This window comes from Chroococcidiopsis sp., assembly GCF_051657925.1.
GTDB lineage: Bacteria > Cyanobacteriota > Cyanobacteriia > Cyanobacteriales > Chroococcidiopsidaceae > Chroococcidiopsis.
Genome location: NZ_JBOFLP010000340.1, coordinates 1 through 12,930, shown reverse-complemented (window position 1 = coordinate 12,930; position 12,930 = coordinate 1). Strand labels below are relative to the sequence as shown.

The following is a 12,930-nucleotide window of genomic DNA, read 5'->3' as shown; positions in this document are numbered from 1 at the left end:
TTATCTAAAAGCAAAAATTTTCCGTATATTTGCTGCACTGAAAAATTAGCAGATGACTTTAATATTAATTTATAACTTACATACATCCACTACGATCGCCTATCTCAATCAGAAATAGAGGCTTAATTTGATCGCAAATCAAATTGTATTCTGACAAGCAATAGCTATATTAATTCTTCTCGATCTTTAAGCCAAAGCAGAGTACATAATATCGAACGTAGTAATCTCTATTATCGAATAAATCTTACGATTTTCAGTCCAATATTCATAGATTATGACATCTACTACTGTTTTACCTAATCAGTACGATCGGGATTTACGTGCTCCACTATTTAGCCAACTCGGAAAGAGAATAGGTCAACGCTGGAGAAGACTGATTACATTATTGCTATTCGATATTTGTGCTTTACTGATATCTTACCAAGTGACAGCGAGCTTTGGCGAACCTTTTTATTTACTTAATGACAATCAAAATAGTTTACTCGCGATCGCCACAATTATTACATTTCAAGTTAGTCTATTAGCTTCAAAAGAGCTATATCAAGCTGGGGACAAGCGTCGAGATTATATTAACATTATTAAAACCTTAACCTTTGCCCATTTGCTACTATTATCAATAGTCTTCTTTTTGCAAGATTCAAAAATTACTTCATACCTCTCTTTCATTCTCTCTGGAATTTCAAACATTACTTTGGTTTGTAGCTTTAGATATAGTATAGATATCGCCATTAAAAATTTACGGCAACAAGGTTTTCTTCGCTATCCTATATATTTGATATCCAAGCTCGAAGATAAAAACTCAGCTATTAAGCTATTAGAAAACGAACAGAGATATCATTTTGCTGGCTGGTCAGATATTAATACTATAAACGAACAATATCTTTTACTACAAAATATTTATAAATTAAAAGTGTCTGATATTTTGATCTACTCTTGGGAATCCATTAATTCTCAACCTCTTTTCTATCTGAAACTCAAAAATATGGGAGTTAATATACATGTTTTGCCTGCTAACTTACAAGTTATTGAGCAAAATATTAAATTGAGTTTTTTAGGTAAAATTCCCACCTTTGAACTCAGATCTTACCTAACTACAGGTAGCGATTTTTTAATTAAGCGATGCTTTGATTTCATTTTTGCGATCGCACTTATTTTAATCTTAGTTCCGGTTTACTTATTGATATCGTTGCTGATTGCAATAGATTCATCCGGTACTATTTTTTATAAGCAGAATCGTATGGGATTGCATGGGAAAACCTTCCAAATTTGGAAATTCCGAACTATGAAAACTGATGCAGACCGATCGCAAAAAAGTGTAGAGTTTAATCATCAGTGGAAAGATGGTGTCTTGTTTCAAATAGAAAACGATCCGCGTATTACTCGTATAGGCAAATTTTTGAGGCGCTATAGTTTAGACGAACTACCACAACTATTTAATGTCGTGCGCGGTGAGATGAGCCTAGTTGGACCGCGACCAGTACCAAACTCAGATGTAGAGAAATTTGCCGATCGCCATTTTATCCGCTACCAAGTTTTACCTGGTATGACTGGTTTATGGCAAGTTGGTCGGTCTAATAGTGATGATTATGAAATCGATAAGGTTGTCAGCCTAGATATCAAGTATATGGAAAACTGGTCGCTGTGGTTAGATATCCAAATCCTACTCAAAACGATCGCGGTAGTGCTGGGTCGCAAAGGTGCATATTAGCACTACGGTACGGATATCACACGTAACGTTTCTAGTTTACCAATCCTAAAACATCGTCTCAAACTGCTCAGACAAAGGTAATTGTGCGATACCATCCAAAAAGTAGTCGGCATTACACCTGAATGTGAGTTATGGAACCAGATTTGCCAACCGAGGTTATTCTGACGCATCCGCGTCAGTCCCTCGGCAAAGTTATGCTCGATTGGACTCCCCAACCAGGGAACTATTTAGATTTAGAAGGGAAAACCTACGCTGTTTTAGAACGTCGCCACCGCTATCAATTGAAAGCGGGGCGTTATCGTTTGAATAAGATTGCGCTTTACGTACAGTCAGCGGCACGACCAGCAGAGAAAAGTTTTGTTGAGGGACGTTGGGTGATTGGCGATGCTAGCTGTCGCTTCAACGCCCATTCTGAGTTGATCCGTTGTGCGGTAAACCCAGAGGGACCCTGCGATCGCTGTCGCTATTATGAAACCCATATGTAGAAAGGCAAAATATTGCACCTCTACAAGAATACCTCTCCCACAGTGAGGCGGTTGCCGTTGACAAAATCCCAGCCTGACTGAGGGCGTTTTCCTGCTGGCTGGACTTCCCGCAACAACAATAAACCTGCACCAGTTTGAATGACGGCTCCTATGCCCTTAACAATCTGGACGATCTCCCCAGGACTACGATCGCTTGACAAATTAGAAAAGTTATGGAGTGGATGCTGCAAATCTGGTGAGAGCTGCGACGTATAGGCAGCATCGAGAGGTACAGTAGCGAGTATTTTCAGAATGCGATCGCGAAAGGTAGCCGTACAATTGGGATAGAAGCCCCTAATTTGATTGTGCAGCGCGATCGCAGTTTTTGACCAATCGAGGGCATAATTCTCCTTTTCGATCAAAGGTGCGTAGGTTGCTTCGTTATTATCTTGGGGAATGGGTTCGATCTCCTGACTTGCTAATTGCAACAGCGTTTCTATTAATAAATCTGCCCCCAACGTTGATAGTCTGGCGGCTAACTCGTAGGCATTGTCTAGGATATGAATCGGCGTATATGCTTTCAGAAGCATTGCCCCCGTATCCATCCCCGCATCCATTAACATCGTCGTAATTCCGGTTTCCGTCTCGCCGTTATACAAACACCACTGTATGGGCGCAGCACCGCGATACTTGGGTAAAATCGAACCATGCACGTTAATGCAACCCAAGCGTGGCAGATCGAGAATCTGCTGAGAAAGAATTTGTCCGTAGGCAGCAACTACAAAAAAATCTGCCTCAGACTGTTTTAGTAAATTCAGAGTTTCAGCATCCTTTTTCACCCTTGAAGGTTGCCATACGGGTATTTGCCGTGCTGTCGCAACACTTTTTACTGGTGATGGGATTAATTCATTGCCTCGCCCTCTACGTTTATCTGGTTGAGTGACAACCGCCACAACGTCAAATTCTGGATGACTGAGTAGCTTTTCTAGAGTTGGAACGGCAAATTCGGGAGTACCGAAGAAGATGATTTTCATTCGGAAGTCAAGAGTAAAAGTAAATTATGTCGTGCAAACCACGACATAATTTACAATTTATTTCATCGGCTTAAGTAGCGGCTTGCCATTTGCATTGCATCAGCCACATCCACATCCCCATCGCGATCGGCATCTAGAAAAGCGTTGAGGACGGGATTAGCGCCGCCTTGGGGGTTTTGAGTTTGAGTCCCAGATTGTAGCAAATTCAGCACTAGCGGCACGAGTATGGGTAGCATCTGCTGGATCGAACCCAAATTCAGTCCTGTCATCTGGGCGATTTGTTGGATCAGTTGTTGCTGTTGGTTTGAAGAAAACAGAGTATCGACAGCTTGAGGGCTGGGTTCCGTGCCGCTATACTGATTGACGATCGCCTGTGCTTGTGCTTCGCCATTAACAGCGCGTTGCTGTTGTAAGGACGAGCGCACCTGACCGCCCACTAATGATAATACTGATTGTAGGGTAGAAGGGTCTGCACCAGTATTGTTGCTGAGCTGTTGGATCGTGTTGACGATAGCACCAATTTGACCTGCGCTACCAGCTTGGTTAGAGTTACCGACTGCACTGACGATCTGATCGAAGAGTCCCATTTACTCTAATCTCCATTTGACATCTCCATAATGTCTAATACCATGAATTTGTCATTTGTCATTTGTCATTTGTCGAAACACACAACTGTTCGCTGTCAACCAACAAACTGATAACTGATAACTAACAACGTACAATAGTTCTTTGTCTGAATTGAATTGCAGGGGACTGGGAACTATGGCACGTTTGGCGCTGCTGAGTGTATCTGATAAAACAGGGCTGATCGATTTTGCCCGTAGTTTGGTAGAAGAATTTGGCTTTGAAATTGTGAGCAGCGGCGGAACGGCTCAAGCCATTAAAGCAGAAGGATTACCAGTGACTAAAGTTGCAGATTACACTGGTTCACCAGAAATTCTCGGCGGGCGCGTCAAAACTCTTCACCCTCGGATTCATGGTGGCATCTTAGCACGGCGGGATGTACCGCAAGACGTGACAGATCTAGAGACTAACAATATCCGCCCTTTCGATCTGGTGGCAGTCAATCTCTATCCGTTCGAGCAAACGATTGCCAAGCCTGACGTGACTCTAGCAGAAGCAGTAGAACAAATCGATATTGGTGGTCCCGCAATGATCCGGGCAGCGGCTAAAAATTTTGCTCACTTAACCGTATTGTGCGAACCTGCGATGTACGCAGCATATTTGCAGGAATTACGCCAACAGGGAGAAGTCTCATTTGAATTTCGCGCTGCTTGCGCCCAAAAAGCTTTTTGGCATACATCGAATTACGATCGCGCGATCGCTTCTTTTTTAGGGAGTCAGGAGTCGGTAGGGGCGGGTTTAGAAACCCGCCCGTACGGGAGTCGGGAAGAATTACCCCAAAATTTTACAATTTCAGGCAAGCAAGTACAATCTCTACGCTATGGGGAAAACCCGCATCAGCCTGCGGCTTGGTATCAGACAGGAACGACAGCAACGGGTTGGGCGGCTGCGACGAAACTTCAAGGGAAGGAATTGAGTTACAACAATTTAGTCGATTTAGAAGCAGCAAGGCGAATAATTACAGAATTTACCGATCTCCCCGCAGCGACAATTATTAAACATACAAATCCCTGCGGTACGGCATTGGGAAATACAATTTCCGAAGCTTATGAAAAGGCTTTTAATGCTGATTCAGTTTCGGCTTTTGGGGGAATTGTTGCCTTAAATCGGGCAATTGATGCAGTTACGGCTACAGCTTTAACAAAGACATTTTTAGAATGCGTCGTTGCTCCAGAATGCGAACCAGAAGCCCGGGAAATTCTGGCGAGTAAATCTAAAGTTAGGGTTTTAGTATTACCAGAATTAGGCACGGGTGCAAAAGAGACAATAAAAGCGATCGCGGGTGGCTTCTTGGTACAAGCATCTGACGATATGGTTGCCGATCCTCAACAGTGGCAAATGGTAACGGAAAAACAACCAACTTCAGCCCAGTTAGAAGAATTACTATTTGCTTGGAAAGTTTGCAAGCACGTCAAATCAAATGCGATTGTCGTGACCCGCGATCGCGCTACCATTGGTGTAGGTGCGGGGCAGATGAATCGTGTCGGTTCGGTACAAATTGCCTTAGAACAAGCTGGAGAAAAAGCTCAAGCTGCGGTACTAGCTAGCGATGGGTTCTTTCCTTTTGATGATTCAGTCAAAACAGCCGCCGCTGCTGGCATAACTGCGATCGTTCAACCTGGGGGAAGTCTCAGGGATGCAGATTCAGTTAAGGCAGCAAATGAATTGGGAATTGTGATGGTGTTGACAGGTGTAAGGCATTTTTTGCATTAAGTCACTCCCCATTCGGAAATACCCCGTATGGATTGCGTAAACACCGACCTTGCATCCCATGTCAGTATTTCTACAATGACCTTAGAGGGAGGCACGAGCTAGGAATAGCCTAGAAATAGCTCTGATGGTTAGTAGATTTTAGAGGAGGGGAGAGTAACGGATGCAACCCACTAATCCCAATCAATTTACCGAAAAAGCCTGGGAAGCGATCGCGCATACCCCAGATATTGCTAAAGCCGTGCCACAGCAGCAAATCGAAAGCGAACACTTAATGAAAGCGCTGCTGGAACAAGAAGGCTTGGCAAGTAGTATTTTCAATAAAGCTGGTGTTAACGTCCCAAAATTACGCGATCGCACCGAGCAATTTATTCAACGTCAGCCTAAACTTTCTGGTAGCGTTAGCTCTGTTTATCTAGGACGCAGCCTCGATACCCTGTTAGATAGAGCCGATGCTTACCGTCAGGAATTTGCTGACGAATACATTTCGATCGAGCATTTGTTGTTAGCTTACGCTAAGGACGATCGCTTTGGTAGGAGTTTATTTCAAGAGTTTGGGTTAGACGAAAACAAACTAAAAACTACGATTAAACAAGTGCGTGGAAATCAGAAAGTGACCGACCAAAACCCAGAAGGCAAATACGAAGCACTCGAAAAGTACGGACGCGACTTAACGGAAGCTGCCCGTCAAGGTAAGCTCGATCCTGTAATCGGACGAGACGATGAAATTCGCCGCACGATTCAGATTTTGTCTCGCCGCACTAAAAATAACCCCGTACTGATTGGCGAACCTGGTGTGGGTAAAACTGCGATCGCCGAAGGACTCGCTCAGCGGATTGTCGCTGGTGACGTACCCCAGTCGCTCAAAGACCGCAAGTTAATCGCCTTAGATATGGGAGCATTAATTGCAGGGGCGAAGTTTCGGGGTGAGTTTGAAGAACGCTTGAAAGCGGTATTGAAAGAAGTTACCGAGTCTAAAGGTAATATCGTCCTATTTATCGACGAAATTCACACCGTTGTCGGTGCGGGTGCTACCCAAGGGGCGATGGATGCAGGGAACTTGCTCAAACCAATGCTGGCGCGGGGCGAACTGCGTTGTATTGGGGCGACAACTTTAGATGAATACCGCAAATATATTGAAAAAGATGCGGCGTTGGAACGACGTTTCCAACAAGTTTATGTCGATCAACCCAGTGTAGAAGATACAATTTCGATTCTGCGCGGTTTGAAAGAACGGTATGAAGTCCACCACGGGGTAAGAATTTCCGATAGTTCTGTGGTTGCGGCGGCTACTCTGTCAAATCGGTACATTAGCGATCGCTTTTTACCCGACAAAGCAATCGACTTAGTAGACGAGGCGGCGGCGCGGTTGAAGATGGAAATCACTTCAAAGCCGGAGGAATTAGACGAGATCGATCGCAAGATTTTGCAATTAGAAATGGAACGCTTATCTTTAGAAAAAGAAAGCGATCCGGCTTCCCGAGAAAGGTTAGGACGGTTAGAAAAAGAAGTTGCCGATCTCAAGGAAGAACAAGCGGCGCTTAACGCTCAATGGCAGTCTGAAAAAGATGTGATCGATAAAATTCAGTCTGTTAAAGAAGAGATCGATCGCGTCAACGTCGAAATTCAGCAAGCAGAAAGAGATTACGATCTCAATAAAGCGGCGGAATTAAAATATGGAAAATTGACCGATTTGCATCGACAATTGGAAGCCGCTGAAAGTCAGTTAACCCAAACGCAAAAAACAGGTAAATCGCTGCTGCGGGAGGAAGTTACCGAAGCCGATATCGCTGAAGTTATTTCTAAGTGGACGGGTATTCCAATCAGTAAGTTAGTCGAAACTGAGAAAGAGAAACTACTCAACTTAGAAGACGAATTGCACCATCGCGTCATCGGGCAGAATGAAGCAGTTACAGCTGTAGCTGATGCGATTCAGCGATCGCGTGCTGGTTTAGCCGATCCGAATCGTCCGATTGCTAGTTTTATCTTCCTCGGTCCTACGGGCGTAGGCAAGACCGAACTCGCCAAGGCTTTAGCCGCTTATCTCTTCGACACCGAAGAGGCGTTGGTACGGATCGATATGTCGGAGTACATGGAGAAACACGCCGTATCGCGTTTAATTGGTGCGCCTCCTGGTTACGTGGGTTATGACGAAGGGGGACAACTGACTGAAGCGATTCGCCGTCGTCCGTATTCTGTCGTGCTATTTGACGAAATTGAAAAAGCACACCCAGATGTGTTCAACGTCATGCTGCAAATTTTGGATGACGGTAGGGTGACTGATGCTCAAGGTCATACGGTGGATTTCAAGAATACCATTGTAATTATGACCAGCAACATCGGTTCGCAATACATTTTAGATATTGCCGGAGATGACTCGCGCTATGATGAAATGCGCAGTCGGGTGATGGAAGCGATGCGTAATAGTTTCCGTCCAGAATTCCTCAACCGAATTGACGAGATCATTATTTTCCACGCCCTACAATTGCAAGAATTGCGGCAGATTGTCAAGTTGCAAATTCAGCGATTGGAAAAAAGACTGGGCGATCGCAAGATGTCGTTGCGTCTTTCTGAAGCTGCTTTAGATTTCTTGGCAGAAGTAGGTTACGATCCCGTATTTGGTGCGCGTCCTTTAAAACGGGCAATTCAGCGGGAATTGGAAACGCAAATTGCTAAGTCAATTCTGCGGAATGAATTCAACGACGGCGACACGATCTTTGTTGATGTGGAAAACGAACGCCTTGCTTTCAAGCGTTTGCCCGTGGAGATATTGACAACACAATCTAATTAATTAATAGGTGGGCAAATGCCCACCTATTTTTTTATAAATTCAGGATTTACGCACTTGAAGTTTCAGACCTCGACGATCCCTCCTAGCCTCCCTTAAAAAGGGAGGAATAAAGCCCCCTTTTTAAGGGGGTTGGGGGATCGGAGAACTGCGTTATTTGCGAAGAGGTCCCCCTAGCCCCCCGATGAATTGGGGGGAACAAGAGAAAGTAGCACATTGCATTACATTGTGAATTTATCCCTATTTGGCGATCGCCATCAGCCATCAGATGTGGCATAGTGAATGATGGCAAGAAAGCGAATCGGTAACTCGATCAGTTTTTCAGGACCATGAGGAATATCACCGCGAAAAGTCAATGCGTCACCAGGTTCTAGCAAGTAAGTTGATTGTCCGTGACGGTATTCAAGCTTTCCTTCCAGCATATAGATAAACTCAACCCCAGGATGCTCGAAGGTGGGAAACACCTCTGAAGCGTCATCCATAGCGATCAGAAAAGGCTCAAATAGTTTTGTCGAACCGCGATCGTATGCCAGCAATTGATAGGTATGTCCTCGCTTTGTGCCGCGACGTACAACTTCCATCCCTTCACCTTTCTTCACATGCTGGGCGCTGCCTGTGGGTACGTCGTAATTGCGAAAGAAGGCTGACAGGGAAATGCCCAAAGCACGGGCAATTTTCGTCAATGTTTCCAAACTTGTAGCAGTTTGAGCGTTTTCAATCTTGGACAACATCCCCCGTGAAATTCCCGTCTGTTCCGAAATTTCGGCAATGGTGAGTCCGAGTTTTTGGCGCATTTCTCGAATCGTACTGCCAATGTAGCGTTCTAGCGGATCGACGGCTGGTACTTCAGCTCGTCGCTCTAGACCATTTGCTGTGGCATCTGTCATGCGCTTACCTCACAGTATAGGAGCAGTATAGAGAAACGGCGCTGACTACCATTTCACCCTGCATCGTCTCGAATCATAGCAGGAAACTTTGTTGACACCCAGAAATCTTTGATGCATGATATTCAGCAAAGGTTCCTGTCAGGAAACTTAAGATGCCTTTAAATCTGCTGAAATTTGCGCTGGCGAAGCAGCATCCAGAACCCGCAATGTTCCGCCATCGCGATCGCCTCAAACCGAACTACGATGCTGTCATCATTGGTGCAGGTGGACATGGACTGGCAGCCGCTTATTATCTGGCGCGAGATTATGGCATGACCGATATTGCCGTGTTAGAAAAAGGTTATCTTGGCGGCGGGAATACGGGACGCAACACGACGATTATTCGCTCTAACTATCTCACCCCAGAAGGCGTAAAATTTTACGATGAATCGGTGCGACTGTGGCAAGATTTAGCGCAGGATTTCGATTTAAACTTGTTTTATTCCACGCGGGGACATTTCACGCTAGCTCATACTGACTCTGCGGTAAGAACGATGCGTTGGCGGGCTGAGGTGAACAAGCATTTCGGCATTGAGAGCGAATTAGTCGAGCCAGATGAAATTAAAAAAGCTTGCCCGCACATGGATTTGACGTGTGGTGGCAAAGCGCCAGTGATGGGCGCGCTGTATCACGCACCTGGGAGTATTGCTCGCCACGATGCCGTGGCGTGGGGTTACGGTCGCGGTGCAGATCGGCGAGGAGTCGAAATTCACCAGCAAACCGAAGTCCTGGGAATTAACGTTGAATCGGGCAAAGTGACAGGAGTACAGACCAGCAAAGGGACGATTTCTACACCACGAGTACTGTGTGCAGTTGCCGGATTTACACCGCGCCTCTTGCAAATGGTAGGACTGCGATCGCCCCTTTACGTGCATCCACTCCAAGCAATGGTAAGCGAACCAATGAAACCCTGGCTCGATCCAATTATTGTTTCGGGTAGCCTGCACGTTTATGTGAGTCAAACCGCACGCGGGGAGTTAGTGATGGGAGCATCTCTCGATCCTTACGAATTGCATTCCACGCGATCGACCCTAGATTTTGCGGAAGGGCTAGCAGCGCATATGCTCGAACTCTTTCCGTTTCTCTCTCACGTTAAGATCGTGCGGCAATGGGCGGGCATGGCAGATATGACTCCTGATTTTGCGCCAATTATGGGCAAAACTGCGATCGCGGGATTTTATCTCGATGCTGGGTGGGGAACTTGGGGTTTTAAAGCAACTCCGGTGTGTGGCAAAACGATGGCGTATACCGTGGCAAACGATCGCACTCACGAATTAATTGCAAAATTCTCCCTCGATCGCTTCAAAAATTATGCGTTGGTGGGTGAGAAGGGTGCAGCATCAGTAGGGCATTAACAATGAAAATGATGACCTGTCCGATTAACGGGACAAGACCGATTTCTGAGTTTATCTGTGGCGGGGAAGTTCGCTCCATGCCCGATCCGCAAACAGTAGATGACCAAAAGTGGGCAGAGTATGTATTTAACCGCACTGGCGTACCTGGAATTAAACAGGAATGGTGGTGTCATACGCCAAGTAATACCTGGTTTATTGCAGAGCGCAATACGCTGACTGATGAGGTTTTGCGTACTTATTTGTATCTATTTATCCGGTGAGGAGAATGTTGCATGAGGCAATACAGTTGGGATAAGATTCGATCCCCCCAACCCCCCTTAAAAAGGGGGGCATTGTTCCTCTCATCTCAGGATTGGTGGAGCGTTTGGCTCAGTCTTTTTAAGGAACTTTTAAAAATGAGAGCATTGTTCCCCCCTTTTGAAGGGGGGCTAGGGGGGATCTTCGCGGAGCGATCGCTTTTAACCCAACCTATTGCCCTATGAGCAATCGCCTACCACCTATTTCCGGTGAATGGATCGACCGCAGCCAGCGGATTGACTTTACCTTTGAAGGAAATTGCTTTTGGGGTTATGCCGGAGACACAATCGCCAGTGCGTTATGGGCTGCTGGACAACGAGTGCTGGGACGCAGTTTCAAATACCACCGTCCGCGCGGAATTTTGAGTTTGGCGAGTCACGACATTAATGCTCTGATGCAAAATGGGCAACGGCTCAACGTGAGAGCCGATGTTACGCCAATAGAGGCGGGAATGTCTTTGTATGCGGTGAATACGAATGGTGGGGTGATGGGCGATCGCCACAGCATTTTAGATTTTTTCTCCCCATTCCTCCCAGTCGGGTTTTATTACAAAGCCTTTCACAACAAAAGGCTATTTCCCTTCTGGGAACGGACGATCCGCAATCTGAGTGGATTGGGCAAAGTTGATGTTTCCACACCCCACATTCGCACGGCAAAGCAGTATGATTTCTGCGATGTGCTAGTTATTGGCGCAGGCGTGGCAGGACTTTCAGCAGCGTTAGCCGCAGCCGATGCAGGGGCAGATGTAGTGATTGTGGATGAGAATCCACGCGCAGGCGGTTCTGGTGGATGGTTGACGCAGACGCACGAACTCGTAGAAGCAGTTAAAAACTGCGATCGCATCCGGCTCTACACCGAAACAGTAGCTGCTGCGTATTACGCGGATAACTGGATTCCACTGGTCGATCGCGATGCCTTCGGCGGTTCGCGAAGCGACCATCGCCTGACTAAAATGCGGGCAAAAGCCGTCGTGATGGCAAATGGGGCATACGAACAGCCAGCCGTGTTTCGCAATAACGATTTACCAGGAGTGATGTTAGCTTCTGCTGCACAACGATTAATTTATCGCTATGCTGTCAAACCGATGCAGCGAGCCGTGGTATTAACGGCTAATAGTGACGGTTATCAAGCTGCTTTAGATTTAGCAAAACATGGTGTTGAGGTGAAGGCGATCGCAGATTTACGCCCAATCTACACGACTAACCCAACAACTCAAGCTTTACAAACGCTCGGTATTCCCATCTTCACCAGCCATTGTATTTACGAAGCCAGAACGAATCCGGCTCAAGATGGCGTTTCTAGTGCTATTCTTTGTCCGCTGGATGCCAACGGCACGCAGACAGAATTCAAACAAGCGATCGCCTGCGATGGGATTATTATGAGTGTCGGCTGGGCAGGTGCAGCAAATTTGCTCTATCAAGCAGGCGCGAAGATGCGCTTTGATGAAGACTTGCAGCAGTTCGTTCCCGAACGCTTACCTGCGGGTGTCTTTGCCTGCGGACGGGTGAATGGCGCGTACGAGTTCGATCGCAAGTTAGTTGATGGTCGTCGGGCTGGATTAGAGGCGGCTACTTTTCTGGGATTGACAGAAAAAGTCGAGATTGCTGTTGCACCTGGTTCAGAATCCCCCTCACATCCGTGGGCGATCGTGGAACATCCGGCAGGTAAGAACTTTGTCGATTTTGATGAAGATCTTCAGTTCAAAGATTTTCCCAACGCCATTCAGGAAGGATTTGACAATATTGAATTGCTGAAGCGATTTACCACCGTAGGCATGGGACCGAGCCAGGGCAAGCACTCCAACATGAATGCATTGCGAGTTTTAGCACGCATTACAGGTAAATCTCCTGGTGAAGTGGGTACGACAACAGCTCGACCGTTCTTTCATCCAGTTCCCTTATCGCACTTAGCCGGACGGGGCTTTACTCCAGAGCGCTATACTCCTTTGCATAGTCGTCATGCTGCTTTGGGCGCTGAGTTTATGCTAGCAGGAGCTTGGCGACGACCTGAATACTACACCCAAT

At 46.1% G+C, this 12,930-nt stretch carries 10 protein-coding genes; 7 read left to right on the top strand and 3 right to left on the bottom strand.

The genetic code is table 11. The annotated features are described in order from the left end of the window. Positions 1 to 274: 274 nt before the first annotated feature. On the top strand, positions 275 to 1,708 hold the full coding sequence (locus ACRC32_RS26860) for a sugar transferase (protein WP_438556842.1): 1,434 nt from the start codon (positions 275 to 277) through the stop codon (positions 1,706 to 1,708). A 131-nt stretch (positions 1,709 to 1,839) separates the two neighbouring features. Continuing rightward, entirely contained in the window at positions 1,840 to 2,193 is a 354-nt protein-coding gene (locus tag ACRC32_RS26855; protein ID WP_438556841.1) for a DUF6464 family protein, read from the top strand. A 20-nt stretch (positions 2,194 to 2,213) separates the two neighbouring features. On the opposite strand, the gene fmt is transcribed toward ACRC32_RS26855, so the two are convergent. After that, positions 2,214 to 3,206, bottom strand: coding sequence for a methionyl-tRNA formyltransferase (gene fmt / locus ACRC32_RS26850; RefSeq protein ID WP_438556840.1), 993 nt, complete (start codon positions 3,204 to 3,206; stop codon positions 2,214 to 2,216). A 62-nt stretch (positions 3,207 to 3,268) separates the two neighbouring features. Next, complete coding sequence (locus ACRC32_RS26845; protein ID WP_438556839.1) at positions 3,269 to 3,793, bottom strand: DUF937 domain-containing protein; 525 nt, start codon at positions 3,791 to 3,793, stop codon at positions 3,269 to 3,271. A 175-nt stretch (positions 3,794 to 3,968) separates the two neighbouring features. On the opposite strand from ACRC32_RS26845, the gene purH reads away from it, so the two are divergent. Then, entirely contained in the window at positions 3,969 to 5,543 is a 1,575-nt protein-coding gene (purH, locus tag ACRC32_RS26840; RefSeq protein ID WP_438556838.1) for a bifunctional phosphoribosylaminoimidazolecarboxamide formyltransferase/IMP cyclohydrolase, read from the top strand. A gap of 160 nt (positions 5,544 to 5,703) precedes the next feature. Continuing rightward, the gene (gene clpB / locus ACRC32_RS26835; RefSeq protein ID WP_438556837.1) at positions 5,704 to 8,331 is read left to right on the top strand and encodes an ATP-dependent chaperone ClpB; all 2,628 of its coding nucleotides are present in this window, start codon (positions 5,704 to 5,706) and stop codon (positions 8,329 to 8,331) included. Positions 8,332 to 8,585: 254 nt separating this feature from the next. Here the strand turns inward: clpB and ACRC32_RS26830 are convergent, their stop codons facing one another. Next, positions 8,586 to 9,215, bottom strand: a complete 630-nt coding sequence (locus ACRC32_RS26830; RefSeq protein WP_438556836.1) for a helix-turn-helix domain-containing protein — start codon at positions 9,213 to 9,215, stop codon at positions 8,586 to 8,588. 152 nt (positions 9,216 to 9,367) lie between these two features. Here ACRC32_RS26830 and ACRC32_RS26825 point away from each other — a divergent pair, with 152 nt between their 5' ends. The 3 genes from ACRC32_RS26825 to ACRC32_RS26815 all read left to right on the top strand — a co-directional run. After that, complete coding sequence (locus ACRC32_RS26825; protein ID WP_438556835.1) at positions 9,368 to 10,609, top strand: FAD-dependent oxidoreductase; 1,242 nt, start codon at positions 9,368 to 9,370, stop codon at positions 10,607 to 10,609. A 2-nt stretch (positions 10,610 to 10,611) separates the two neighbouring features. After that, positions 10,612 to 10,869 (top strand): sarcosine oxidase subunit delta, encoded by a 258-nt coding sequence (locus ACRC32_RS26820; protein ID WP_438556834.1) that lies wholly within the window; start codon positions 10,612 to 10,614, stop codon positions 10,867 to 10,869. Between the two features lie 218 nt (positions 10,870 to 11,087). Beyond that, on the top strand, positions 11,088 to 12,930 hold a 1,843-nt coding region (locus ACRC32_RS26815), incomplete at its 3' end, for an FAD-dependent oxidoreductase (protein WP_438556833.1).

Bases quoted from the DNA above. Each gene is read 5' to 3' on its own strand.
- ACRC32_RS26825 (WP_438556835.1), top strand. From the start codon at position 9,368: ATGCCTTTAAATCTGCTGAAATTTGCGCTGGCGAAGCAGCATCCAGAA.
- ACRC32_RS26820 (WP_438556834.1), top strand. From the start codon at position 10,612: ATGAAAATGATGACCTGTCCGATTAACGGGACAAGACCGATTTCTGAG.
- purH (WP_438556838.1), top strand. From the start codon at position 3,969: ATGGCACGTTTGGCGCTGCTGAGTGTATCTGATAAAACAGGGCTGATC.
- fmt (WP_438556840.1), bottom strand. From the start codon at position 3,206: ATGAAAATCATCTTCTTCGGTACTCCCGAATTTGCCGTTCCAACTCTA.
- ACRC32_RS26860 (WP_438556842.1), top strand. From the start codon at position 275: ATGACATCTACTACTGTTTTACCTAATCAGTACGATCGGGATTTACGT.
- ACRC32_RS26830 (WP_438556836.1), bottom strand. From the start codon at position 9,215: ATGACAGATGCCACAGCAAATGGTCTAGAGCGACGAGCTGAAGTACCA.
- clpB (WP_438556837.1), top strand. From the start codon at position 5,704: ATGCAACCCACTAATCCCAATCAATTTACCGAAAAAGCCTGGGAAGCG.
- ACRC32_RS26845 (WP_438556839.1), bottom strand. From the start codon at position 3,793: ATGGGACTCTTCGATCAGATCGTCAGTGCAGTCGGTAACTCTAACCAA.
- ACRC32_RS26855 (WP_438556841.1), top strand. From the start codon at position 1,840: ATGGAACCAGATTTGCCAACCGAGGTTATTCTGACGCATCCGCGTCAG.